A 22,660-nucleotide genomic window follows, 5' to 3' on the forward strand; every position below is an offset into this window, starting at 1 on the left:
GGTTTGTAGGCCATATGCATGGATCTAAGCAGTTCTTCGTCAGAGACAGTCGGGTCTGGCCCACGACGGTTAGTCACATTCTATTCGTATCTCTCCTCGGTAAAAGGGATATTTGTTCTAAAACCGTTGTGTCTACACAACCTATAAGTGGGCCCAACTGCCTTGATTATCATATACGACGCTGACCGAAGCGGTTGCTTCGGGAAAGTGTCGCACTGAACCCATGACAGCAGCCCAGTCCACCCACGAAGAGTTGCATCGCTCGCAATCGACCGGCACTTCCGGTCATTCGGGAACCACCAGACAGCGGTACATTCGCTCACTTCCGGTCATCTTCCGGTCATCGCCTGAGCGGCCCACGAACACGCCACAGCGGGCCGGAGACGAAAATCGGGCGCCTAAAATCCACTTCCGGTCACGCGCGCCCCAGACTCTTACCAAGTCACCTCCCAGCCTTGGCCAGATGCATACCACCGGAGGCGACCGATGACGACCTACCACGAACTCACCGGCTTCCAGCGCGATCTGCTGGAAGCAATCGGCGCCGTCAAGGACGACCCCTACGGCCTCGCACTCAAGGACTACCTCGACGAGCGCTACGCCGATCCGATCAACCACAGCCGTCTCTACCAGAATCTCGACCAGCTCGTCGACAGTGGCCTCATCAACTGCGACGAGCTCGACGCCCGCACCAATGTGTATACGCTGACTGACGCTGGCAGACACAAGCTCCAGCGCCACGCCGAGACGCTCGCACAACTCTGTGAGCTGCCCCGACCCGTCGCTGACGGAGGGACACAGTAATGGCCCGGCACCCAACGCAGCGTCGCCCCTCAGTAGTCAAAAGGGAGGGCACAGTCGGTCGAGGTTGTCAGAGGCACGGTATCACTGGGCGGGCGATTACCGACTGGTACCCTCCGGTAATAATCGAAGAACACCTACATAATCGTTGCTGTCAGGTCGTCGTTCACAGTTCGATCCGTGAGCCAGTCCACCGCCAAACGCGACGGTGGACCGGATCGCGTGCCTCTGACAATATCCCAGTACAAAGTGCCCAACCTTGTGCTGGCAGTATCAGACTCAGTAGCCACTATAATTGTAATTTACGCTTCATTATAGAGTCTGAATACAGCGCACAGCACCCCGAAAACTGGGGTCCGGACCCACGGAAGGAGGATGGGGAGATCGGAGAGCGTGTGTGGCGCTTTGATGACGGGGACCGGAACCCATTCGACCGCTGTGGGGCGGTTTCTGAAAAAACTTGCTCATTCAGGCCCACAGCCGCCCAGCCACGAGGAGGTGCGTCGGCATGACTGCCCCCAGCGTCGGCGACGTGGTCGTCCTGACCGAACTCGACAGCGAGCCACGCCTGCTCGTCACCGCCGTCGACGAGTTCGCCGACGAGGTCACTGGCGTCCTGCTGGCCGACCTTGCCGCCGAGACCATCCAGCGTCTTGAGGCCACGGCCGGCAATCGCCAGCGTCGCCGGAAGCTGACGACGGCCATCCGCCGAGCCGATGACCTCATGACGTTCCGTGTCCCTGTCGACGAACTCCGCCAGCGCGACCAGCCGACCACACAGAGCCGTGACTCGCTCATGGGAGGGGATCGGTGATGGCGACGACCGACGCCCCCGACTCAGCCGGGACCGACACAGCGCCCGCACAGGCCAACCCGTGGCGACTCCGCTACATGGTCGGTGATCTCGAACACTACACCGAGTGGACGACCGACTTCCCTACCATCGAGAACTACTACGACCAGTACCGCCGCGGTGACTACGCCCACGACGTCGCCATCGAGCGCCGGACGGTGGTCAAACGATGACCGGCCACGGCAACCACTACGGCGTCGACCACGACGACTGCGAAGCACCGGGGTGGCGACAGGCGTCCGGTGCCAGCGACACCGAACCCACGCTACGGGAAGACTCCCAATGATCACTGCAGGTCGCATCCAGCCCGTTGCCACGAGGCAAATTCACCGGACAGCCCGGCATTGCCACGAGCCAACTACCGCGTCCAGATAGCGCCCGCTACGTCACCGATAGCCCGTGCCGTGGTCGGCACTGCCCGGTTCGATTCCGGGGACGGGCACTGTGGTCACAATGCCACGACAACCCACCAACGACGACAGCGGGACCGACAGCACAGCGACCGACCAAGCGCTCGCCGACGAACTCGGGATGGATATCAGAGAAGATGGGGCGGACATCGACGCCCTCCAGTCACTCGTCAGTGACCTCGGTGACGAGATGGCACCCCCCGTTTCGAGTGTTCTTGAGCTGCTGGTCGGCACCATCGAGGACCTCCAAGAACGCGTCGAAGATTTAGAGGATAACGTTGAACAGACCCATGACGTTGCGACCACAGCGGTCGGCAGCGCCGCCACGAACGACCAGCGCCTCGACGATCTCGAAACCCAGCAGGAGGCGACCCACGATGTCGCGAAGAGTGCCATCGCCAAGGCCCAGCAACTCGAAGCCGATAGCGACCACCAGGAAGACGCCGAACAGCTGCCCGAGGGGATCGAACCCAGCAGTTCGCCGCTGGATTTCTTCGCGAACTGCCGGCAGTCGAAGGTCAAGACCATGTTCGTCGAGCGTTCGAACCGCCAGAATACCTACCGGGCGATCAGCATCGCCAAACGCTGGCCGGAATTTGCCACGACACGAACCGACGGTAGCGGCGTGTTCATGACGAAAGCCGACCTGCAGACGGCCCTCACCGCCGAACTCGGGAAGGAACCCCATCGCCAGACAATCAAGCGCGTCTGGGAGAAACTGGTTGAGATCGGCGGGACCGACATCGTCGAGAAAACTCGGCAGGTCGGACGGGACCAGACGCAAACGGAGATCCTCGCGATGGATATGGCAACAGCCGAAGGGTTGCTGGAGAAACGCTACGTCGGTCTCGATCTGCTGGAGAACAGCGACCACAAAGCCACGATGGGTGGCGTCACACCCGTTGTGGTGGAGTCTTCGCCCTAACCCTGTGACACGCACCGAATAGAACGACAATCGCCACTGACCCGACGCTGTTGGACGCGGTGGCACATGCCCTGCCGCCGCTGACGCCGCTGTCTGCTAGCTGCAGGAACCGGGAGCGACCCCCTGTTTTCAGGAGTGTAGTGAGTGGTCGTAACACGAACGGAGCGACCAGAGCAATACAGTCGTTCACAACGGGTGTGACGGCAAAGTTGGATCAAGCTCCGTCTAGCGGTTCACTAGAACGGATTATCCGCCGTCTCCAGTCGAGTGATATCCGCAATCACGTCAAAGTCATCATCGAACGAATACAGATAGTCAACCCCCTCTCGCTGCATGTACGCGGCAATGGTTGCGTCACCAAGGGAGAGTCCGTCGTACGTTTCGAACAGATCAAGAGCGTTGGTAAAGTCCTTCTGTGCCGCCTGTCGGACCTCAAACCCAGCAGACTGATTGAGCCGCTCGTAGGTCTCAACAGCCTTCTGCTGGCGCTTTCGATTATGTATCCAATTGAGCGTTTCGAGGGCAACGTAGTTTGTTACATGCCCTGTGGGCAGGTCGCCGTGATCCATGCCACGGACGATCTCCATCGCAGTGTCGTGGTGCTGGTCATCGGCGTCTGCCATCCCAATGAGAACACCTGTATCCACAACTGCAACTGCCATCAGTTGTCCCCTGTAAAGCCAGACTCATCCTCATGTCCAGCGAGGTCGTGCGTCTCTTGCCCATCGCCACCCATCGAGACGGGCTCAAAGTCATCAAACGCACCGTAGTGTTGCTTGACAACCTCTACGACGAGCGTCCCATCATCGTCAGTGTCCCAGCGGAGTTTGTCGCCTGGCTCGATATCGAGCCGACGACGCAGCGATGCCGGAATCGTAACCATCCCCCGGTCGCTAACCTTTGTCTCTTCAGGAGCGTCGTCTGCTACCATACTCGGTAGTACCGCTGCGTACGTCATACATGTTGCGCCACATGTACCTCCGGATGAGCACTAATTGAGAGATATTCCCTCCATAGCAGCCAGAGCTGACAATAACGAGCCCACTGGTCACGCCAGCAGCCGGTCATCACGAGCAGATGGAGACACGAGCCGATACTCAATGCGGCCGTCGCCGAGATACTCCGCGTTATATCCAAACTCTCCGGTAATTCCACGGTCATGACGAATATCGGAGGGCAGGCACCACTGAATGTCCGTTTGGACGTCGACGGGATCGATGTCGAACTGTCCCGGTGGGTTGTCACTATCGCTGTAATCTTGGTCGATAAACAGCGTGACAGTCAGTGCGCCATCCTCAACACCGCCAAGCTGTAGTCGGCATGTGTCTTCGATATCCAACTCCGCACGGGACACCCAGTCAGCGTCAATACTCAGATACAGTGAGACCTGACCCCGAAGAATAATGTCCCGCCCCAGAATCGCTGTCTGTGACATATGGCTTCATTGGCAACATTCTAGAATAAAGCCATCGGCTCAATAGGCAGTGAACTCTTACACAGCTCTTACAGCATCTTACAGCAGCGTTTCAGGCACTGACAGCATCATACAGAATCTTGTAATTTTCCTAGGGGGTTTATTCGGCCATCGCGACTCCCGTCGCGTCCGTAGTCTAGCTTCGGACAGTACCCCTACCCATGCGCGAACACGACCCCGGCGGCGGACAGTCGCCGGCCAACGCGGCCAAGCCCGCGTATCAACCGTATCGAACCGAATGGCACAGCGCCGACACCCGTCGACGCGTGCGAACACAGCATGAGATTGCCGGCGCGAGCCGCGACCTCACGGCGACTCTCGTCGCTGGAGGTGGCGTGTGATCGACATCGAAGTCGACAGCGTCCGACGGGCAGACCTCTCCGTGGTCGGCTGGCTCGGCATCGGACTCGGCGTCTCCGGGCTAGCCTATGCTGGGTGGACGATCATCACCTCACTGACCGTCGGCGGCGGTGTCGTTGACGGACTAGTTGTCGGCGCTGGTGCCGCTCTTATCGGCGGGCTCGTTGCCTACGGCAACGCCATTCCGGAAATGGATGCCATCTGTGACCATTGTGGCGACCGCATCGTCGCACATTCCAGTCGAGATGGCCACGACGAGTCCGTCGAAGTCCTCTGCAGTTCGGACCCACGACGGGGGCGACTGGGGCCGCTGTCGGTGGTACTGCAGCGCCGGACGGACACCTACCACTACTGTTCGGGCGAGTGCGTGACAGCTGACGCTGACCGGCGTCAGATGCAACTGCCGTCCCGGACTGACACCGACTCGACTGCAGCTGCCCGACTCGCAGCGACCGACGGCGGCACCGACCGAATCGACCAGCTCATCGACGCCGTCGATCAGGAAGGCAGCGGTGCCGTCCGTGACGACGCGCTGATCGATGCACTCGAATCGGCACGCAATCAGGGCGTTCCCCAGCCCGAAACCGGGGATTCAAACCTATGATAGGACCATTTTCGACTGACAAGAACAGTTCACGACCGATTGCGCTGCTGCTGGCTGGCCTTATCTGTGCCAGCATGGCCGTCGCTGGCGTCGGTGGCGCGGCCGCAGCGACGACTGAGACCGCCACACCGACCGAAACTTCGACCTCGGACACGCTGGCGGACAAGACCGTTGCTGTCGACAACCAGACCCAGCAGGTCTACCTCGAAGTGACGAACACCAGCGGCCAGAGCGTCGATTACACGGTCTATGGCGTGTCTGACGGCATCACAACGCAGGTTGACTCCGGGCAGGTGTCGGCAGCCGACGGCGAGACCACGGAGAAGACCTTCGCCGTTGACTCGTCGGAGTACGACAGCTACCGGATTGTCGTCGAAGAGGACGGCACGGACAGCGACTCCGAATCTGCGGAGTCCATCGAGATCGGCGAGATCGTCCAGCAGGAATCAGGCGGGGCCATCTTCGGCGGTGGCGGCGATGGCCTACTGACGCCGATGAACATCCTCATCGCGGCGCTGCTGGGGGCGGCGGCGTTCCTGCTGGGGCTGTTCGACCCGATCAAGCGCCGGATATCGGGGTGAGACGGGATGTCATCTGACCCGAGCCTGGACCTCGGCGACGGCAGCGGGCAGGAGTCACTGAGTGGTGTGACAAACTTCCTGCAGGATGGCGGAGACGCGGGTAAGGTGCTGTCTGCGTCGATTATCGGCCTGATTGTGTCGCCAGTCGTCGCAGTCATCGACGTGGTGAACGCGGTGGCGAACTTCTTTGCCCAGCCGTTCAACAACGCGGGCGATGCGATTGGGTCGCTCCTAACGGGGCTTTTCGAGGCTCCCGGGAATCTGCTGACTGCGGGGGCAGATATCTCGGAGACAGCGCTAAGATCGGCTCTTGGCGAGACGCTGGCGGGGACGCTCGCGTTCCCGATTACCGTTGGTATCGTCATGTTTGCGCTGTATATGGTCGTGCGCTATCTCCGCGAGGACGAGACTGGCGACGTGCTGCCGGGCCTGCCTATCGACGTGCCAACGGACATCTTCGGCGTTGAAGAGGAGGACACGATAGACGAATGACGGCTCGCCAGTTTGACTTGCTGGGAGTAGTTGTGTTGCTGTTTGGGTTCGTTGTGGTGGTCCCGACTGCCGATTTCAGTGCCGCCATTGCAACCCTATTCGTTCGTCCATTCGCGACGAATCCTGTGCTGTCGGCAGGCATCGTCGCTGCTGCCAGCAGCGCTTGGTTGATTGCCTCGTTTATCCGATTAGAGCGGTCTGGTCCGCCCATGCCGCCGATGTCGGTGCCAGAGTGGCTGGCAGACCGCCTAATCGGGGAGGACACGGTCGACGAATGACGGCTCGCCAGCCCCACAACTCGGAGGTCACCCCCGATGGCTGATGACTCGGGGCTGACGAGCTTGATTAATAACGCCGACTCTAACTCGGAGTACGACGATTACCGCATCGTCGATACGGCGAACCCGGTCAACTGGACTCGGGTCGGCGCGTCGATACTCCTGTCGACAGTCGCGACGGTGTACATCGGGCTTCGGAGGTACATCGACGAGCTAATCGGTATCCCCGAGCGGCTCATCGAGGGCGCAACGTCGTTCGTCGGCGAAGTGTCGACCGACGAGACGCCGACAGGATCGGGCGTGCTTGGTGAGCTGTTCGTCCCGATTCTGCAGTGGTATCAACAGGACCTCTGGGCCAGTAGCGTCGAACAGTTCGGACTCTGGGGCTACCTCGTTGCGGTGGGGTTCACCCTGTTGACGCTGTTCGTCGTCGTGCGTGGCCTTCGAGAGGGAGCCCAACGGCTTTCCGGGGGTGACTGACAGTGTCACAGTCATCCAACGGCGGCGGCGATGGCCCTGTCCTCCCGCCGTCGCTGAAAGCATTCGCGGCCTCTCCAACCGGGTTCATTCTGGGGCTGATCTTGACGCCGCTGCTGAATGGCGTCGAGGGCGTCGTTGAGAAAGTCCTCTGGGCAATCAACTACGTGTTTTTCGGCCATTCTCGGTCGTCAACAGTTGGTGACCTCGGGCTCGTGGATGTCCCGGCCGTCATCGCGACGACGCTCATCGACGCTGGGTCCGCAATCGGTGACCCAGTGCTCAGTCTCATCGATATGCTCGTTCAGTTGCTAATCGACTTTTTCAACTGGACGGGACCAGCGGGACTGCTGGGCGCGGCGATTGTGTTCGCGATTGTCGTGGTCGCGTACTCGACGTACCTGCGGACAGCCATCGAGATTGCGCTGGACTTCATCCCCGGCGGAGGTGCCTTCATCAACTGATGTCGCTCAAAGACCTTCTCACCCACCCAGCAAGTGCGGCAACGGCAACGGCGACGACACTGTTCGGTGCGTTCCAGCTCGACGTGATTGCGGTGCTGCTGCAGTGGGGCTGGGCGAACCTCGGACAGTTGTTCTACGGGGCGACGTTGTTGGTGAGCTCCGCGCCGGTCCTGCCGATCACGCAGGCGACGGCATCGAAGTTCGTCGCTGGGCTGGCGGCGCTGTTGTTGCTGAAACTGCTGCTGAAAGCTCGCGAACAGATTGACAAACGAACGGACGGCTAAACTCATGACTCAGAACGAACACATCAAGCGGACGTATCGAGCAAGAACGGCGGACAGCGTGGAGGTGAGCCGATGCCAGACGTGACGACGGCGACAGTCACCGGCTGGGCCATCATCGGGATGGTGTTCTACGTGATCGGCGAGTACACGTCGGTGCTGACAAAGACAGCCTACCCGATCAAGTGGTTCAAAGGCCGCCCGGCCCGGCTGACGACGGGACTGGTGGGCGGCTTTTTCGGTGGCGTGTATGCCGGCGGATTCCTCTGGAGCGCGGCGGCGTCGTTCATCGGCGCTGGCGCACTGGCTGGCGGTGGCACGGTATTCCTCGGACTGACGGGGAAAGAGACGATGGTCGTGTTCCTTGCGGCGCTGGTCGTGGGGCTGGCGCTGTACACGGGCGCGGCTGCAGAGGAGGCGGTGGATGCAGATTAACATCTCGGGCTGGGGTGCGGTCATGCTGGCCGCAGTCGGGCTCGTCGCCATCGCGATGTTCGTGGCCCCGGAGGCAACGACAGACTACGTCAACGGCGTCGCGAGCGCTCTTTCGGGGGGCTAACTGTGGGCGGACACGCACTCTCAGGAGGTGATAGGGCCGCCGTCGCCGCGGTTAGTGTTGCGGTCGTCCTCGTCGCTGTCACCGTGGCGGGCGCGTTCGCGATGCCCGCATCGGCAGCGGTGGCTGACGGACACTACCAAGCGACCAACGAGACGACCGACAGCGCGTCGAGCGACTGGACAGCGCCGGGACCGTTCAACATCTCGGAGCTGCGGACCGGCGGCGACCAGATATCAAGTGGTGGCTCACAGGGGCCGCCGGAGTCGACGCGGATGCTCCCGACCGGCGGGATCGTGCTGAAGTACCTGCCGTTGAATCCGGCCCAGTCGTCCTACCAGCCGCTCGGTCGGAATCAGGCACTCAAAACGGACTATCTGCTGGCCTACACATCGGCGTTCGGTGAGAGTGTCGGTGACTACGAGTTCGTCGTCGTGTTCTGGCAAGAGCGGACGACGAGCGTCAACGGGACACAGCATACCTACGCGGCGAACCAGACTGTCCAGCGGATTAGCTTCGAGGCAGATAGCGGCTACTCGGCATCGAAACTGAAACTGCAGTCGCATTACGACCAGCAGTGGCAGGCAACGGCGTGGCTGGAGAAAGACGGCAGCCGCGTCGAGGGCGCACGCTGGCGGTTCGGTCACCAGACCAACCCGCTGACGGCGTCCCCGGCCTACCCGACGAACTCGAAAGGCGACCTCTGGCGCTGGGGTGCGCTGAATCTGATTATCCCGGCTATCTGTGGAATCATGTTCAGCGGCGCGTCGGCCAAGCACATCCTCTCGCGAACGATTCTCGGGACGCTGAAAGGCGTCACGTACTGGGCAGGCGTGGTCGCCGTCGTGATCGGCATCGCAGCGATAGTTGGTACGTGGCAAACGTCGATTATCCTCGCGAACGCACCCATCGCGGTCGGCATCCTGATGGGATTGCTGGCGTTGCCGGTGATGCTGTCGATTCGGGACAGCGACCTCTCGAAAGCCGGGTTTTTTCAGCGAAAACTCCGGCAAGGCGCTATTTCGCCCAGCGGTGAGGAAACGGTCGGGACGCGGCGTGTGCCGAACAAAATCAAGTCTGTGTACCGACACGGCGACCAGTTGTACGCGCCGATAGCCGGCCTTCGGCCGATGCTGGCCCGCTACTGGGCTGACCCGGCGAAGATACCGACCGAGGACTGGAAGTCCTACGACAGCGGGGAAGGCGACCTCGACCAGCTCTTCGAGGTCGACCCAGAGTCCGACAAGGTGCTGCGGCACAAGCCGGCGCGGCTAAAATTCAGTCCGTCACTGACGAAAGAGGTCGACGAAGAGGACCTCGCGGACCCGCCCGAAGGTGAGGGCATCGCGGCACTGCCAGCGGCTATCTCGGCGGCGGTGTCGAACTGGGTCACCCGTCGGAACTGGCGATTCATCGGCATCGCGCTCGGCGGTGGCGCGCTGGTCTACCTCGGGACAGTCGCGGCACTGGGCTCGTCGATTATCGGGCTGGGGCTGGCGACGTTGCCGGCGCTCATCGAAGGCCACGAAGCTCGCGATGGGTCGCTCGAAGTCGACTGGGGACCGTCGCACTGGAACGACGTCCAGGCACAGGTCCAGACCGAGCGCCACGAGTACGAAGAGCGCAAGACTTTCGACCAAGTTCTGCAGGCGGTCACCGAGCTGGAATGGTCTGACCACGAGAAAGGCCAGCAGATTGTCGACCGCGTTCGCACGGAGATTCAGAAAGCGCTCGACGACGAACACGGCGGGAACAACCCGTCAACGAACCTCTCGCCGTCGTCGCCACAACAGGGGGTTGATGCGGATGACTGACCCGATGGCGGCCGACGGGCATCATGCCCTCAAATGGCTCGCGAGCGACGACGGGTCGGTCGACCGCTCGTTCGCGGCTGGGCTCGACTCGCTGCGCGCCCAGCAGCGCCACCTGCAGCAGTCCCTTCGCGATGGGTTCCAGACTCGCACCGAGGTCTTGGAGTGGTGCCACGCCGTCGACGTGGTGTCGGGCGGGCAAACCCCGGAGACGTGGCACGAGGACCTCGTGCAAGACCGCTGGGAGGTCGCTTGCCTCATGGCAGATGCGGACGACCGGGTCGCAATCTGTGACCAGGCACCCAGCGACGACGAGACAGCCGATGCGTTCCGGCGGCGGCTCATTCGGAAGGTGCTGCTGCCGGCGTTTCAGGACGCCACAGAATTGCTGCGTGAACGGGTCGGGGAGTTCTCGGATGAAGAGGGCGTCAAAGACGCCGAACGGATTCAGTACGTCGCTGGGCGGCCACGATTGCATCAGCGCGCCGTCGAACAGCATGGGATGCTGCGGCGGACGCTCCGCGAACCACCCCGCGTCGAATCGGAGGTCATGGCGTGGGCGGAGGACATCATTCACATGACCGAGGGCCACGTCCGCAGCGGGTTCATCGAGGACGTGCTGGACCGCCACGGCGACTGGTGGCACTCGCTGACTCGCGGGCCGTCAGTCCGGCTTGAGTGGCTGCTGGCCGGCGAGATATTCCCGGCGATGAATGCCACTCTCTCAGAGTTAGTGACCAATAGCAACGAACTGGCCGATGTTGCTGGCCGTCCCAAGGAGGTGCCGCCGGGATAATGGATATCGAAGCAATCCGGGCGGCCAAGGCTCGCGAACGTGACGCGGCGTCGCTCGTGGAACTGGCCGAACCGACAATCTTCGAGCGCACACAGATCGCCGTCGACGACGGGGATATCGACACTGAGGACGCGGTGCAACTGACCACCGAACTGGCCGACGAGCGGGCAGGCAAACTCCTGAAACTGGCGTCGTTCCGAGCTGCCGGGATGGCGGTCAACTGGGACGGCGTCACCGAACAGGAACGCGCGCTCGTCGAGGACCTCGTTGCCCGGCTCGAAGAGTGGCGTGACTCGGTGACGCCGGACACGGAGGACAGCGATGAGTGACGAGCTGTCCGACCGGGTTGCTCAGTATCTCCGCTGGCAGGTCAGCGACAAGGTGGCGCTGCTGGCCCAGCGCTATCCCGACGACACGTCGCTGACGCTGGACTGGACAGCGCTCGCGCGATGGGACCCAACGCTGGCAGAGGATATCCTCGATGCGCCCGATTCGATGCTTGAGTACGTCGAAGCGGGGATTCGGGACACGCCGCTGCCGGTCGACACGTCGCTGGGGCAGGCGACACCGCGCTTCGAGAACCTGCCCGAGTCACACACGACCGCGCCGGGGGAGTTCTCACCGAGCGACCGACGTGGGCAACTGCTGGCGCTGGAAGGGCAGGTCGCGAAGCGAACGCAGGTCCAGCCGCGGCTTGTCGAAGCAGCCTTCGAGTGCCAGCGCTGTGGCACCCTCACCCGGATACCATTCGAGCCCGGGCAGTACATCGAGCCCTTCGAGTGCGTCGGCTGTGAGATGAAAGGACCGTTCCGGATTAATCCCGACCAGTCCCGCTACGAGGACTATCAGAAGCTCCTGTTAGAGAATCCCAGCAGCGCGGCGCTGGGTGGTGACACGTCGGATATCATCGCGCACCTGCAGGGCGACCTCGCGGGCCACGGGGCTATCGCGAACTGTCAGGACGTGGTGCTCGTTGGTGAGCTGCAGTTCCGCGGTGGCGGGCCGATTCCCGAGCCACAGGTCGTCGTGAACTCCGTGCAAGCGGCCGGCCAGACCTACCAAGACACGGAGTTCACGGCCGACCAGCGGGACCTCTTCGAGCGCCTTCGCGAGCGCCCGGAGTCGTTCGACGTGGATATCGAGAACCCGTCGACGGCGGATGTACTGATGGCGGCCGCAGCGCCGAAGTTCGTGTCGGGCTCGCACCCACGGGACCGGCAGGTGGTTCGCGGCTTGGTCCTACAGCTGGTCAGCGCGTCGACGTTCGACGGGCCGGACGGCTCGCACTATCGGGGCGATATCCACGTTCTGCTGCCGGGTGACCCGGGGACAGGGAAGTCCGTGCTGGCGAAGTGGGCCGCGGCGGTCGCTCCTAGATCGGCGTTCGCGAGCGGCGAGCGTGTGTCGGGTCCGGGGCTGACCGCGGCGGCGGTGAAAGACGACTTTTCCGACGGCGGGTTCAGCATCGAGCCCGGTGTGCTGGTCCGCGCCCACGAGGGGATCGCGGTCGTCGACGAGTTGGACAAGGCTGGCGAGGACGCCGTCGAGAAAATGCACTCGGCGCTGGCCGACCAGATATTGCCGCTGTCGCTGGCCGGCCAGTCGATGACGCTACCAGCCGAGTGCGGGCTACTGGGCGTGTGCAACCCGCTCGGTGGTCACTTCGCTGGTGACGAGTCGCTGGTCGACGCGCTGGGCATCAACAGCCCGCTGCTGTCGCGGTTTGACCTTATCATGCAGATGCGGTCGAAACAGGACCGTGAACACGTCCGAGAACTGGCCGAGTCGATGATTCGGACGTGGTCAGCATCGCTCAAGGACGCGACTGGGCAGGCGCTCGACACGGCTGACGCCGATGCTATCGACCCAGTGCTATCGATGGATGAGTACCGCGCGGTCCTGATGCGGGCTCGACAGCTGCATCCCACGCCCGCGAACGACAGCGTCATCGAGGCGCTGGCCGCGTGGTTTGAAGAGCAAAAGATGGCGCTGCCGGAGCGCTATCGCGATGCCCTCGCGGACGCGGACGGCCGGTATCATGGCCCGCCCGTACCCGTGACTGCCCGCAAGCTCGGGGCCGCCCGCAGGATTGCACAGGCGAGCGCTCGGGCAAACCTGCGTGAAGAGATTACGATGGCGGATGTCGAGGTGGCGAAGGAAATGGTCAGCCGGTCGCTGGCCGACCTCGATATCCCGATTGTCCACAACGCTGGGCTCGGCGGGGGCGACGTGAACCGCCGTGAGCCGGCTGATTTGACTGGAGTGAGCTAACGATGTCACAGAGAAAACCAAAGTCAGAACAGGACGGTTTTACTGAAAAAACGAAACAAGGCGCACAGGTTGTCTACGGAACAAATCCACACGAAAAGTGGTCTGAGGACGCCGAAGAAATTCGGACGCGGTTCGATATCCCGGCGTTCGACCCGGAAGCGTTCTATCCACGAGAGGGCGCGGCGCTATCGGGCGTGTACCCGGATTTCCTCGTGCATATAGAGAGCGCATCGGACGGCCCGTCGACGGTAAACTCGCCGGGGGCGTCACTGACAATGGTCGAAGCCCCGAAGGGCTCGGGGAAGTCGACGGCTGCCGACCAGTTTGCCACGTACCAGATGGAACACAACGACGAGCGAATCGTCCGCAACGGCCGCCAGAAAAGCTCAGACTGGCGGCGGATGGCTGACTGGACGACGCTGTGGCTTCCAAGCGGCGTCGACGTTGACGGCCGCTGGATGGAAGCCGTCGACCGCGAGGACCCAGACCCGGAGGATCTGTGTCGGGACGTGCGATACTACTCGGATGTTCTCGAACTTGTCGAGCGGCTGCAGAACCACCCGAAAGGGACCTACAACGTCGTGTTCCCGGACCCGTACTTCCGCAAGTGCGAGGACGCGCTGTCGACGGCGGATGCAACGGTCGAACAACCGACGTTCATCCCCAAGAACGAGCCGAACCCCACGCCGGCATCGCACTGGTGGTTCGGGTTCTTGGCCGCTCGCACGTTCGACGGCCTGCGTGTCGACAGCAACGGCGAACGGAACTGGATGACCGCCCACATCGACGAGTTCGGAATGCTCGCGCCGGAGTCAGCACCGGGTGGTGAATCCGGCCACTGGACGCATCAGTGCATTCAGATCATGGCGAACATCGCGAAGGAAATGCGGTCGGCTGGGCTGTCGCTGGTCGGCTACGGCCATCATGAAGAGGACGTTCACAACCACTGGCTCAAAGAGTTCGATTTCTGGGTCGAACTCTCGAACCACGACCGCGGGAACCGCACGACCAAGACTGAGGCACCGAAGCCGTTCCGGGACCTCGAACAGGACCAAGACCTGCTGTCGAAGCGGCCGAAGGGCTTCGGGCTGTGCTACACCGGCAGTCGGTTCTCGGAGTTCCAGTTCTCCGACCTCGGTTACCCGCACGACACGCCAGAGTTCCAGCTGCGGCTCGGTATCCCGTCGTCAGTTGACGTGTCGACCAGCGACGACGGCGGCATAGTCGTCGAGGACCTCCAAGTAGCGACCGACGACGAGGACCAGCCGACGCTCCTGGAAGAGTACCGCGCGGCTGGTGGCGCTGTTCACGAGCTGCGTGTCCTCGCGCCCGGCGACGGCATTATCGATATCTCTGGCGACGAGCCCGAGGTGCTCGAAGCGCTGTCGAGCCCGTATGCTGACGGCACGTTCCCGGAGAATCCGATCCGAACGACCCAGAACCACTATGATATCATGTTCAACCCCGACAGTAGCACGGAGATCGTGGCGGCGCGCATCCCGAGACGGACTGGCCCCGGCGCGACAACGGAGGTCGTGGCCGATGACTGACCCAGCAACGCCGCTGGTCGTGACCGATATCGAACGGCGTTTTAAGTTCACGACAGCCGGCTGCGGCGGCCCGGCTGGCGGCCGCGGCGGCACCGATCACCGCGAGCGGAAGAAAAGTTCCGCTGGGTACGCGCGCGTATCTGGAACAGGAACGGAAGGGGGGACCCCCCTGAACCCTGTTGGAGGTGTGGCTGATGGACAGTGACGACCTGCCACTGTCGAGCGAACAACTGTCGATTGTCGGCATGGCGCTGGCGGTCGTCGTCGTGTCCGTCGCCGCGCCGATGCTGTTCGCGCCACAGTCGAACGCACCCGACAACGCGAACAGCGGGACCGTCTACTCGACACCAACCGACAGCAAATCGCAGGCAGAGTCAGCGTCGACGCCAGCCGAGCCAGCCAGCGACCCTATCAACGAGCTGAGTACCGCGCCACGCAATCCCGATCAACCGCTGTCGAAGGTGCCAGACACGCACGTCGAGAGTAACACGACCAAACCGTCGCTGTCAGCATCGGCGGGCGCACAGACGCTCCGGGCGTCGACAACAACCGTCGACGGCGAGCCCGCACTGAATCTCACCGACGACCGCACACATGACGGCCGCTGGGTTGGCGTTTCGACTGACTGGCTCAAAGACCAGCACGGGTCGGTGCCAGCCGTCGTCGGTGTCGTGCATGAGTCCGGTGCGGTGTATCAGGAAGAGGTGCACGTCCGCGATGGCGAAGCCCAGTTCTGGGTGAGCGGGTTCTCGACGAACACGATCACGTTCGGCGGGACACTGCAGATCGACGGCCAACCGGCGACGACCGGCACGACCCACCTGTATGAGGTTCGGGACCTCGACAGTGCGACGGACCCAGAAATCACGCTCACCGGGCAGGTCAACACCGAACGCGACACGAAACAGGTCATCGGTGTGACCGACGGTCAGCTGATTCCGCTGGCGGTCGCTGGTGACAACCTCGAACCGCGCAATCCCGAAGTAACGTTCACGGGCGTCGAACAGACCACAACGGACGCGGGACTGTTCTCGACAACGCTGTCCGACGGTGAGACTGTCAATTACAACATCGATGGGAACCAGCCGGCAACGAACGTTTCGACGACGTTCATCGGCAAATCGACATCGAACCGCCGGACGGTTTCAGCGTCGAATCTCGGTGACAGGGACACGTTCAGTTACGATGCTGGTGGTAATATCGATGCGACGGATACTCAGGTGACGTTTACTGGCGATACGTCAGTCACGGGTGCGTCCGCGGACGGGATCGGGAGCGGGACTGTCAATGTCGGGGGCAACATTGAACCGACAAACGAGGGTGTGTCTGTCACCGGGCGCGAAAGTACTTCCAGCGCGTCGGCCTCCGGCTCTCTCTCGCCCGGCAATTCAGAGTCACTCAATCTTAACGGCAATCTGGACCCGACAAACGAGCAACTGACCGTTACTGCTGGCCAGAGCGTTAGCCAAGGTGAAGACAAATACCAATACGTCATCATGGATGACACTGAGAAATACCAATCCGAGTTTTCGCTGGAACCAACGCCCAGCGAACCCATTACGTCACTCAAATTACCGAATGATGTCGCTGGCGACGGGTCCGGCAAGGTCGACATATATCTCGTCCGCGAAGGAGTTGATACAACACAAAAAGAGGGGACGTTAGTCGCCAGCGACGTGCAATTTACGACTACCAATAAGGAAGTTGATATCGATGCATGGGACCCGAATGGGGCGTCCGAAGTCACCGTCGAAATTGTACAAACGAGCCTAGCGAGTAGGACTATCACAATAGGGAGGAACGGGGCCGCAGACGGTAAATTTTACACCCACTTTGACGGTAGCCCTAGAGATGGGACCGTCACCGCCACCTATAGAACGGGCGCGGATGTGACGGTTGAAGCGACCGATACCGGGGCTTCCAAATCGTTCTCCGTTGGTGGCGGCAACTCGGAAACAAAATCGTTCGATGTCAATCGGGCCGATACCATATCCGCTAGCGGGTCCGGGAGTTTCGACTACACGCTCGATTACATCGCCCACACTAGCACGGAGGACCCATCTATCGACATCGACGGAGATGGGACCGATGAGGCGTCGTGGTCGGGCGTCTACACATCTGGGGAGAGCACTACAAGCAAGTCTGTTGACGGGCTGTCGGTCGGGTCCAACAACATCGACGCGACTGCAAACGGACCAGACCCGGCGTGGGACCTATCATGGACGGAGCGGACTGCGACCGAAAACCCAAGTGTCGACATCGACGGCGACGGGACAACTGACGCGAGCTACTCCGGGACCCTCAAACCCGGTGAGACAGCAACAGTCGACGCATCGAACATCCCGAGAGGGTCACACACGGCAACCGTGTCATTCGCTGGCGGCCAGACTGACGTTGACCTCTCGTTCACCGAGCGCACAGCCACAAAGAACCCGTCGATAGATATCAACGACGACGGGACGGCTGATGCCTCCTATGACGGCGTTCTGATGGATGGTGAGACGGTCACGCGGTCGCTGCCGGACATCGAATCCGGGTCACAAACGGCACAGGTTTCGACCGGCCACAAGGTCGGCGTCGAAGCCGGCTCGACGATCACCACGACGACCGAGGACCCAACGCTGGATATCGACGGCGACGGCATGGCCGAAGCGGAATACCTGGGGAAGCTCACCGACGGCGAATCGCAGACCGTCCAGATTGACCAGTTCGACTCGTCGGTCAGCAATGCCACAGTCGGCACGCAATCGGGCGCTGTCGACGTGGCTATCGGCTACACGGAACGCACGGTCACCGAGGACGCTGGCGTCATCATCAACGGCCAGCCGGTGCGGATGTCCGGCACGCTCAGCCAAGACGACACGACGACGCTCACGGCGAATAAGAGCTGGCTGCAGTCCGGCCAGAACAACGTCACCGTCGTCGCTGGCGACGGCGACACCGGCACTGATGCCCCAGCGCCGACCGTCGACGTTGATTACCAGCACGAGCTGACGACCCGGCGGGCGGTCACCTTCCAAGACGAGGCGTTCAGCGAGCGCTACAATATCTCGCGAACGTACCTCTCCAGCCGCGAGAGTGCCACGCTGACGATACCGCACGCACAGAACATCATCTCCCTGCGGTCGCTCGAAGTGCGGGTCGGGCAGTCCGGGAGCTGGACCCAGATACCGGCGTCGGCCCGGTCTATGCAGGGCACGGAACTGCAGATCGACATTGCCGAACTGACCGGCGGCACCGTGCCGAAGGGAACGACCGTCGAAGTGCGCTCGGTCGGCTCGAAGGTCGACGTTCACAACGGCGCGGTGACTGTCCTCGATGCGACACCCGTCGGAACCGACCTCGATTCGCGGGTCCGACTGGACAGTTGGGCCAGTGATTCCTACATCAGCGTCGGCAATACCTCGCAAGCCCAGCAACTCCATTACGGCGTCAACGAGAGTTACTCGGCAGAGGGCGATTACGCCGAACTCTCGACACGCCACGCCCAGCGGGTTCACTTCCCGGAAGCCACTGCAGGCAGCAAGGTCGGCGTCCGGGCCGCACCCGTCCAACTCGCGCCAGTCAATGGCACCATTCGGGCGAGCGTGCCAGAACAACAGACGAACGCCACCAGCCCGGCGTTTACCGTCGCTCCGGGACAGCGCTCGGGTGAATCGTTCACTGTCGAGTACATGGGCGCGACCGAAGGGACGTGGTACGGCGTCTATGAGGTTGACACGACCAAGCGATTCGACCGCGTGCAAGGCCGTGAGCCGATGACGGTGCCGAAAGACAACATCGATTCGGTGATTCGAGTCAAAACGGCGTCGGCACCAACGGCGAACCCCGAGGGCGCGTCGACAATCTTCGGCGCAGCCGATCAGGGCAACCTCTTCGGACTGGTCGCACTGTTCGGCTCGATTGCGATGCTGTTCGTGATCGGCCGGCGGCCCGAGCGCTCCCGTAACGTGGTTGACTCGCTTGCGTCCGGCGCTGGGTCGGCGGCCGGACAGCTGCCCCGCGTCGGCGGGATCGTCGAGGGCGGCGTCACCAGTGGCACCGAAGCGCTCGGTGATGCGATAGTCACGCTCGGTGAGAACACCATATTGACCAGCGCCGTCGGCGCGGCGGCACTGGTGGCCGCCATCCAGTCGGGCTACATCGATATCGGGCCGGAACTGGGCGCGATGCTGGCCGTCACCGGTCTCGCTATCAGCTCGCTCGTAATCCTGCAGCGGATCGGTGAGTTCACGACGGCCCGGTGGATTGCGATTGTCGGTGTCCTCGGTGTTTTGGCGCTGCAATGGCTCGGTGAGGGCGACCTGCTGACAGCGCTGGTGAACTCCGATGCGTTCGTGATCGTGCTGGTCATCGCTGGCTACGCGGTGGTTCAGCTCGTGCGGGAGTACCGTGCGAACAACTCGCCGGACGACGACCAGCCGCAAGTGAACATCATCGCTCGTCGCAGTGGCGGCAACGGAGGGAGTGACGACTGATGTTCGACTGGTTCAGCGCGCTGGTCGCACAGTTCGGGAAAGAGGTGGCGCTGGTCACTGCTGTCGTGTACGGCGGCTACAAGTTCCGCCGTATCAAGAGTATCATCGGCGGGCTGGTGGCGGCCGTTGGCACGGTCGCGACGTTCGGCGCGCTCACTGCCGGGGCGCTCGTGCTGGGAATGGCGACGGGCTGGGTCAGCGTCGACGTGGGCCAGATGATCGGTGATATCGTCTCTGGGGCTGGCACCGCGTGGGACGTGGCCGGGAAACGGACCGTCGACTGGCTTACAACGGAGGTGCTGTAATGGCGGACCTCGATGGCGTCGAGGACGACCCGGACTGGGCGGCCTTCGCGAACCTCTCGCCGGTCGCACAGACCTGCCTGTTCTTGGTCGAAGCCCACGACGGCGACGGGTGGCGCGGGCTCATCGCACAGAAAGCACAGGAGGGACTCGACACCAGCGACCGCTGGGTCCGGGAACAGCTGTCGGAACTGGAAGCGGCGGGGCTGGTCGAAGCGTCGGGACCGAACAAGCGACGAGAAACGTACTCGGTGACTGAGGACGGCCACGAGGTGCTGGCCGGGATGCGGGACAGTCTTGACCGGGCGCTGGGGGGAGACTCGTGATTGTGCCCGAGGGCTCGTGGGTTGCCGAAGCCCGCGGTCACCCGCGAAAGCTCGGTGCGCTGGTCGTCGGGCTGGGGCTGGTCGGGATCGGCGGCCCGATGCTGTGGTGGCTGGGGCTCGCGCTGTCGAGTCTTGCTGTCGGGCAGTTGGTAGCCTACTGGGGCGATGAAACGGACCCGGCCGTCGACCGGAGGGCAATCTGAAATAGTATGATACAAGCTTTCATAACACTGTTTTCGACTGTTGCACAGCAGACTGCTGAACTGACCGGTTTTGAGTCAGGACTGGCGACTATTGCAGCGATCACCGCGGTAGGGTTAGTCGGCTTACTGGTATTGATCCAGACCTTCACCACTCGAAATATCTGGAACTATCTTTCGCGTGTTAATGGAATCGGTGTCGTCGCCATCGGCACGTCGCTATCGGTGCTGTACGCGGTCGACACACAGAACACTGAGTTGCTGCGGGTGTTCGGGACACCGATTGCCGGTCTCCTGATCCTCGTGATTGGTATCAGGTCCGAGCGAGTGTCGGGACCTTTCGGGCTGTTAGAGTGGCTGACACTGGACGATGCACTGCGGTCAATCATCGTTGCAGCCTCTGCAACAACGCTGTACGGCGTATTCAGCTCTGGTCCCGTGGCGGCATCTGATTACTTGGCTGGGTTCCCGGTTGCTGGGGTGCTGATTCTGGGAGTAATCGTGATAATCCCGGCAAAGAAACTGCAAGAGCTGGGCAACGATTAGCGCTCGATTAATTCACCAGTCTTAATCAGTGCCAGTGGGTCGTACCCGTCCTGATAAACCGTATAGAGAGAATACCCAAGCGCGAGCAGGACAAGTACCAGACCGAAAACAAGCCCCTCCATTGAGGAGTTCATATCTGATATTACGAACACTCTGAAAATATATGTTTGGGTCACTCAACGGCTTCGGGGTGGTCGACGAGATATCCCGCAAGGTCGCTCGGCAGTTTGAGACAGTCGGGGAATTCGTCACTGCCGATGTTGAGGACCTCAAAGCCATCGACGATGTTGGCCAAGAGCGTACTGACCGCCTCGCGAACGTCGATACCCCGATCGAATAGCACGTTACGTCATCTGCTTAGAAGAACCGCTGCGTACATCTCTATGGATAGTTAGAAAGTCGATATTTTAGATTCTTAAACTATCCCAAGCCACTCAAAAACCTCCTAATCTACCCTGCTATAATCTTAGGGTGCCATATTTTACCATGTCATAATAGAATATCCTAATCTTACGATACCCCTGCCCTAACTGCTGTCCTAATTCTATCCCACCCCAGTTATAATAATGTTCTATAATTGGCCGTGGTGAATCGCCAGACGTAGCGTGATTTCACGGTTTCAGCGATTGCTTGATGTTGTGAACAGCACACATCAGAACAAGCTCACGAAATTCACCGTACCAAGTTCGCGCACGCACGGCGTCGCCGAGCGTGCGCTTGATCGTCGAGAAAACGGTCTCACACATCGCTCTCTGGCGGTATCGAGGCCCATCGATCCGCGCGTTATGCGCGTGATCGATGGGCCGGTACTCACGATGTTTGATTAGTGGTCTCACGCCCTCTTCGCGGAGTTTCTCGCGTAAATCCATCCAATCGTAGCCTTTGTCCGCAGCTCGGCTGGCAAGGTCGCCCGCATTGCGGAGGGCGACCTGCCAGCCGAGCTGCGTGTCGTGGCGTTTCTCAGTCGTACAGTGAACGTCCAGAATGGCTTGGCTTTCTGTGTCGACGAGAGCTGTCGCTTTGAGTGTCTGAACCCGGTAATTCGTCCGCCGACAGTAGTGTTTGCTAGCGTTTTCTCGGTCGAAGAACGTTGCGTCGACAGCGGCGTGATCGGATGGTTCGTGCTCCTGCGCCGAGAGGCGCAGCAGCACTCGCCAGAGTGCTGTCTTGATTCTGTCAAACCACTTGACTAGCGTAGAGTGGTCGGGGAGATCGGCCGCGTCGAGGCCGATCTCCCCGAGTATTTGTGGCATCTCGCTCAGCAAATCAAGTGCTTCTCGGTAGGATTTTTCCAGGTAAACCCGCAGACAGTGCAGCGACACCACCGCATACTCGGCGAAGCCGCCACCCCCTTCGGGGGCGGCGACTTCGCCTCGCTCACCAACAGCATTTTTAGCTAACTGGACCGCTTTCTTCGTGAAGCGGGAAATCTTCGACATAGAGCATCGGCGGTTTCCCGCTTCAACTTCCTAGTTCTGACGGTCGAAGCCGACGCTGTCCAGCGATTCACCAGAGCCCTATAATTAGAACACCCCGTCCTAACACCTGTTATAAAATTAGGCTACCCCTCCTCTAACTAGTGTCCTAATTATGACACCCCCTATCCTAATTGATGTCCTAATTTTAGGATATCCTAACCACATTCAGCCCCGTACCGCAATTAATAGTGGGCACACCCCCATGAGGTAGCGAGAAAAGTGAGGTCACAAGGGGGACGAGTGACCACGAGCTCGCAGCGAAGCCTGTGTGCTCATCGCGTGCGACGAGGGGGTCAAGATATGAGTGAAAATTGATAAGTAGGGTGCATTGAGACCGCCGCCGCCA

General features: G+C 61.3%; 30 protein-coding genes. 24 read left to right on the top strand and 6 right to left on the bottom strand.

The features are described from left to right. Window positions 1-486 precede the first annotated feature (486 nt). The 4 genes from ACNO8S_RS16180 (at window position 487) to ACNO8S_RS16195 (ending at window position 2,989) form a co-directional block, all read left to right on the top strand. The gene (locus ACNO8S_RS16180) at window positions 487-804 is read left to right on the top strand and encodes a PadR family transcriptional regulator (protein ID WP_420182827.1); all 318 of its coding nucleotides are present in this window, start codon (window positions 487-489) and stop codon (window positions 802-804) included. A 505-nt stretch (window positions 805-1,309) separates the two neighbouring features. Further along, window positions 1,310-1,615: a hypothetical protein gene (locus ACNO8S_RS16185; protein ID WP_420182828.1), complete on the top strand. Its 306-nt coding sequence runs from the start codon at window positions 1,310-1,312 to the stop codon at window positions 1,613-1,615. Beyond that, window positions 1,615-1,827 carry a hypothetical protein gene (locus tag ACNO8S_RS16190; RefSeq protein ID WP_420182829.1) on the top strand — a complete coding sequence of 71 codons (213 nt, stop codon included), beginning with the start codon at window positions 1,615-1,617 and terminating at the stop codon, window positions 1,825-1,827. The genes ACNO8S_RS16185 and ACNO8S_RS16190 overlap by 1 nt, the downstream gene beginning before the upstream one ends. Before the next feature lie 280 nt (window positions 1,828-2,107). After that, window positions 2,108-2,989 (top strand): hypothetical protein, encoded by an 882-nt coding sequence (locus ACNO8S_RS16195; RefSeq protein ID WP_420182830.1) that lies wholly within the window; start codon window positions 2,108-2,110, stop codon window positions 2,987-2,989. Between the two features lie 236 nt (window positions 2,990-3,225). Here ACNO8S_RS16195 and ACNO8S_RS16200 read toward each other — a convergent pair whose 3' ends face one another. The 3 genes from ACNO8S_RS16200 to ACNO8S_RS16210 all read right to left on the bottom strand — a co-directional run bounded on the left by ACNO8S_RS16200 (window position 3,226) and on the right by ACNO8S_RS16210 (window position 4,424). Continuing rightward, window positions 3,226-3,651: a type II toxin-antitoxin system VapC family toxin gene (locus ACNO8S_RS16200; RefSeq protein WP_121538762.1), complete on the bottom strand. Its 426-nt coding sequence runs from the start codon at window positions 3,649-3,651 to the stop codon at window positions 3,226-3,228. After that, complete coding sequence (locus ACNO8S_RS16205) at window positions 3,651-3,920, bottom strand: AbrB/MazE/SpoVT family DNA-binding domain-containing protein (protein ID WP_420182831.1); 270 nt, start codon at window positions 3,918-3,920, stop codon at window positions 3,651-3,653. Before ACNO8S_RS16205 ends, ACNO8S_RS16200 begins: the two co-directional genes overlap by 1 nt. A 117-nt stretch (window positions 3,921-4,037) precedes the next feature. Continuing rightward, complete coding sequence (locus ACNO8S_RS16210; protein ID WP_420182832.1) at window positions 4,038-4,424, bottom strand: hypothetical protein; 387 nt, start codon at window positions 4,422-4,424, stop codon at window positions 4,038-4,040. A 200-nt stretch (window positions 4,425-4,624) separates the two neighbouring features. On the opposite strand from ACNO8S_RS16210, the gene ACNO8S_RS16215 reads away from it, so the two are divergent. The 20 genes from ACNO8S_RS16215 (at window position 4,625) to ACNO8S_RS16310 (ending at window position 20,836) form a co-directional block, all read left to right on the top strand. Beyond that, on the top strand, window positions 4,625-4,804 hold the full coding sequence (locus ACNO8S_RS16215; protein ID WP_420182833.1) for a hypothetical protein: 180 nt from the start codon (window positions 4,625-4,627) through the stop codon (window positions 4,802-4,804). Further along, window positions 4,801-5,427: a hypothetical protein gene (locus ACNO8S_RS16220; RefSeq protein ID WP_420182834.1), complete on the top strand. Its 627-nt coding sequence runs from the start codon at window positions 4,801-4,803 to the stop codon at window positions 5,425-5,427. The genes ACNO8S_RS16215 and ACNO8S_RS16220 overlap by 4 nt, the downstream gene beginning before the upstream one ends. Beyond that, window positions 5,424-6,008 carry a hypothetical protein gene (locus tag ACNO8S_RS16225; RefSeq protein ID WP_420182835.1) on the top strand — a complete coding sequence of 195 codons (585 nt, stop codon included), beginning with the start codon at window positions 5,424-5,426 and terminating at the stop codon, window positions 6,006-6,008. The genes ACNO8S_RS16220 and ACNO8S_RS16225 overlap by 4 nt, the downstream gene beginning before the upstream one ends. 6 nt (window positions 6,009-6,014) lie before the next feature. Continuing rightward, window positions 6,015-6,500 (top strand): hypothetical protein, encoded by a 486-nt coding sequence (locus tag ACNO8S_RS16230; protein ID WP_420182836.1) that lies wholly within the window; start codon window positions 6,015-6,017, stop codon window positions 6,498-6,500. 314 nt (window positions 6,501-6,814) lie between these two features. Continuing rightward, window positions 6,815-7,258 carry a hypothetical protein gene (locus tag ACNO8S_RS16235; protein ID WP_420182837.1) on the top strand — a complete coding sequence of 148 codons (444 nt, stop codon included), beginning with the start codon at window positions 6,815-6,817 and terminating at the stop codon, window positions 7,256-7,258. 2 nt (window positions 7,259-7,260) lie between these two features. Next, window positions 7,261-7,719: a hypothetical protein gene (locus tag ACNO8S_RS16240; protein WP_420182838.1), complete on the top strand. Its 459-nt coding sequence runs from the start codon at window positions 7,261-7,263 to the stop codon at window positions 7,717-7,719. Beyond that, window positions 7,719-8,003 (top strand): hypothetical protein, encoded by a 285-nt coding sequence (locus ACNO8S_RS16245; RefSeq protein ID WP_420182839.1) that lies wholly within the window; start codon window positions 7,719-7,721, stop codon window positions 8,001-8,003. The genes ACNO8S_RS16240 and ACNO8S_RS16245 overlap by 1 nt, the downstream gene beginning before the upstream one ends. A 72-nt stretch (window positions 8,004-8,075) precedes the next feature. After that, window positions 8,076-8,435: a hypothetical protein gene (locus tag ACNO8S_RS16250; RefSeq protein ID WP_420182840.1), complete on the top strand. Its 360-nt coding sequence runs from the start codon at window positions 8,076-8,078 to the stop codon at window positions 8,433-8,435. Beyond that, a complete protein-coding gene (locus tag ACNO8S_RS16255; protein ID WP_255410841.1) occupies window positions 8,425-8,559 on the top strand; it encodes a hypothetical protein in 135 nt (44 codons plus the stop codon). Before ACNO8S_RS16250 ends, ACNO8S_RS16255 begins: the two co-directional genes overlap by 11 nt. A 2-nt stretch (window positions 8,560-8,561) precedes the next feature. Then, window positions 8,562-10,370 carry a hypothetical protein gene (locus ACNO8S_RS16260; protein ID WP_420182841.1) on the top strand — a complete coding sequence of 603 codons (1,809 nt, stop codon included), beginning with the start codon at window positions 8,562-8,564 and terminating at the stop codon, window positions 10,368-10,370. After that, entirely contained in the window at window positions 10,363-11,163 is an 801-nt protein-coding gene (locus ACNO8S_RS16265) for a hypothetical protein (RefSeq protein ID WP_420182842.1), read from the top strand. Before ACNO8S_RS16260 ends, ACNO8S_RS16265 begins: the two co-directional genes overlap by 8 nt. Then, the gene (locus ACNO8S_RS16270; protein ID WP_420182843.1) at window positions 11,163-11,492 is read left to right on the top strand and encodes a hypothetical protein; all 330 of its coding nucleotides are present in this window, start codon (window positions 11,163-11,165) and stop codon (window positions 11,490-11,492) included. Before ACNO8S_RS16265 ends, ACNO8S_RS16270 begins: the two co-directional genes overlap by 1 nt. Next, a complete protein-coding gene (locus ACNO8S_RS16275; RefSeq protein WP_420182844.1) occupies window positions 11,485-13,434 on the top strand; it encodes an ATP-binding protein in 1,950 nt (649 codons plus the stop codon). Before ACNO8S_RS16270 ends, ACNO8S_RS16275 begins: the two co-directional genes overlap by 8 nt. A gap of 2 nt (window positions 13,435-13,436) precedes the next feature. Beyond that, entirely contained in the window at window positions 13,437-14,984 is a 1,548-nt protein-coding gene (locus ACNO8S_RS16280; protein ID WP_420182845.1) for a hypothetical protein, read from the top strand. Next, window positions 14,977-15,189, top strand: a complete 213-nt coding sequence (locus tag ACNO8S_RS16285; protein WP_420182846.1) for a hypothetical protein — start codon at window positions 14,977-14,979, stop codon at window positions 15,187-15,189. Before ACNO8S_RS16280 ends, ACNO8S_RS16285 begins: the two co-directional genes overlap by 8 nt. Continuing rightward, window positions 15,179-19,462, top strand: a complete 4,284-nt coding sequence (locus ACNO8S_RS16290; protein WP_420182847.1) for a hypothetical protein — start codon at window positions 15,179-15,181, stop codon at window positions 19,460-19,462. Before ACNO8S_RS16285 ends, ACNO8S_RS16290 begins: the two co-directional genes overlap by 11 nt. Further along, a complete protein-coding gene (locus ACNO8S_RS16295; RefSeq protein ID WP_420182848.1) occupies window positions 19,462-19,767 on the top strand; it encodes a hypothetical protein in 306 nt (101 codons plus the stop codon). The genes ACNO8S_RS16290 and ACNO8S_RS16295 overlap by 1 nt, the downstream gene beginning before the upstream one ends. Beyond that, window positions 19,767-20,090 (top strand): transcriptional regulator, encoded by a 324-nt coding sequence (locus ACNO8S_RS16300; protein WP_420182849.1) that lies wholly within the window; start codon window positions 19,767-19,769, stop codon window positions 20,088-20,090. The genes ACNO8S_RS16295 and ACNO8S_RS16300 overlap by 1 nt, the downstream gene beginning before the upstream one ends. A 2-nt stretch (window positions 20,091-20,092) precedes the next feature. Beyond that, window positions 20,093-20,293, top strand: coding sequence for a hypothetical protein (locus ACNO8S_RS16305; protein WP_420182850.1), 201 nt, complete (start codon window positions 20,093-20,095; stop codon window positions 20,291-20,293). A gap of 6 nt (window positions 20,294-20,299) precedes the next feature. Continuing rightward, a complete protein-coding gene (locus ACNO8S_RS16310; RefSeq protein WP_420182851.1) occupies window positions 20,300-20,836 on the top strand; it encodes a hypothetical protein in 537 nt (178 codons plus the stop codon). Here the strand turns inward: ACNO8S_RS16310 and ACNO8S_RS16315 are convergent. The 3 genes from ACNO8S_RS16315 to ACNO8S_RS16325 form a co-directional block, all read right to left on the bottom strand. Then, a complete protein-coding gene (locus ACNO8S_RS16315; RefSeq protein ID WP_420182852.1) occupies window positions 20,833-20,970 on the bottom strand; it encodes a hypothetical protein in 138 nt (45 codons plus the stop codon). The genes ACNO8S_RS16310 and ACNO8S_RS16315 overlap by 4 nt on opposite strands. A 38-nt stretch (window positions 20,971-21,008) precedes the next feature. Further along, a complete protein-coding gene (locus ACNO8S_RS16320; protein WP_420182853.1) occupies window positions 21,009-21,179 on the bottom strand; it encodes a hypothetical protein in 171 nt (56 codons plus the stop codon). A 268-nt stretch (window positions 21,180-21,447) separates the two neighbouring features. Then, window positions 21,448-22,275, bottom strand: coding sequence for an IS5 family transposase (locus tag ACNO8S_RS16325; RefSeq protein WP_420182854.1), 828 nt, complete (start codon window positions 22,273-22,275; stop codon window positions 21,448-21,450). Between the last annotated feature and the right edge of the window lie 385 nt (window positions 22,276-22,660).

Origin of the sequence: Haloarcula sp. KBTZ06, from assembly GCF_048595605.1 — an archaeon.
Taxonomy (GTDB): domain Archaea; phylum Halobacteriota; class Halobacteria; order Halobacteriales; family Haloarculaceae; genus Haloarcula; species Haloarcula hispanica.

Coding starts and splice junctions, on each gene's coding strand:
- ACNO8S_RS16180 (WP_420182827.1), top strand. CDS start 487: ATGACGACCTACCACGAACTCACCGGCTTCCAGCGCGATCTGCTGGAA.
- ACNO8S_RS16185 (WP_420182828.1), top strand. CDS start 1,310: ATGACTGCCCCCAGCGTCGGCGACGTGGTCGTCCTGACCGAACTCGAC.
- ACNO8S_RS16190 (WP_420182829.1), top strand. CDS start 1,615: ATGGCGACGACCGACGCCCCCGACTCAGCCGGGACCGACACAGCGCCC.
- ACNO8S_RS16195 (WP_420182830.1), top strand. CDS start 2,108: ATGCCACGACAACCCACCAACGACGACAGCGGGACCGACAGCACAGCG.
- ACNO8S_RS16200 (WP_121538762.1), bottom strand. CDS start 3,651: ATGGCAGTTGCAGTTGTGGATACAGGTGTTCTCATTGGGATGGCAGAC.
- ACNO8S_RS16205 (WP_420182831.1), bottom strand. CDS start 3,920: ATGGTAGCAGACGACGCTCCTGAAGAGACAAAGGTTAGCGACCGGGGG.
- ACNO8S_RS16210 (WP_420182832.1), bottom strand. CDS start 4,424: ATGTCACAGACAGCGATTCTGGGGCGGGACATTATTCTTCGGGGTCAG.
- ACNO8S_RS16215 (WP_420182833.1), top strand. CDS start 4,625: ATGCGCGAACACGACCCCGGCGGCGGACAGTCGCCGGCCAACGCGGCC.
- ACNO8S_RS16225 (WP_420182835.1), top strand. CDS start 5,424: ATGATAGGACCATTTTCGACTGACAAGAACAGTTCACGACCGATTGCG.
- ACNO8S_RS16230 (WP_420182836.1), top strand. CDS start 6,015: ATGTCATCTGACCCGAGCCTGGACCTCGGCGACGGCAGCGGGCAGGAG.
- ACNO8S_RS16235 (WP_420182837.1), top strand. CDS start 6,815: ATGGCTGATGACTCGGGGCTGACGAGCTTGATTAATAACGCCGACTCT.
- ACNO8S_RS16245 (WP_420182839.1), top strand. CDS start 7,719: ATGTCGCTCAAAGACCTTCTCACCCACCCAGCAAGTGCGGCAACGGCA.
- ACNO8S_RS16250 (WP_420182840.1), top strand. CDS start 8,076: ATGCCAGACGTGACGACGGCGACAGTCACCGGCTGGGCCATCATCGGG.
- ACNO8S_RS16255 (WP_255410841.1), top strand. CDS start 8,425: ATGCAGATTAACATCTCGGGCTGGGGTGCGGTCATGCTGGCCGCAGTC.
- ACNO8S_RS16265 (WP_420182842.1), top strand. CDS start 10,363: ATGACTGACCCGATGGCGGCCGACGGGCATCATGCCCTCAAATGGCTC.
- ACNO8S_RS16270 (WP_420182843.1), top strand. CDS start 11,163: ATGGATATCGAAGCAATCCGGGCGGCCAAGGCTCGCGAACGTGACGCG.
- ACNO8S_RS16275 (WP_420182844.1), top strand. CDS start 11,485: ATGAGTGACGAGCTGTCCGACCGGGTTGCTCAGTATCTCCGCTGGCAG.
- ACNO8S_RS16280 (WP_420182845.1), top strand. CDS start 13,437: ATGTCACAGAGAAAACCAAAGTCAGAACAGGACGGTTTTACTGAAAAA.
- ACNO8S_RS16285 (WP_420182846.1), top strand. CDS start 14,977: ATGACTGACCCAGCAACGCCGCTGGTCGTGACCGATATCGAACGGCGT.
- ACNO8S_RS16290 (WP_420182847.1), top strand. CDS start 15,179: ATGGACAGTGACGACCTGCCACTGTCGAGCGAACAACTGTCGATTGTC.
- ACNO8S_RS16295 (WP_420182848.1), top strand. CDS start 19,462: ATGTTCGACTGGTTCAGCGCGCTGGTCGCACAGTTCGGGAAAGAGGTG.
- ACNO8S_RS16300 (WP_420182849.1), top strand. CDS start 19,767: ATGGCGGACCTCGATGGCGTCGAGGACGACCCGGACTGGGCGGCCTTC.
- ACNO8S_RS16310 (WP_420182851.1), top strand. CDS start 20,300: ATGATACAAGCTTTCATAACACTGTTTTCGACTGTTGCACAGCAGACT.
- ACNO8S_RS16315 (WP_420182852.1), bottom strand. CDS start 20,970: ATGAACTCCTCAATGGAGGGGCTTGTTTTCGGTCTGGTACTTGTCCTG.
- ACNO8S_RS16325 (WP_420182854.1), bottom strand. CDS start 22,275: ATGTCGAAGATTTCCCGCTTCACGAAGAAAGCGGTCCAGTTAGCTAAA.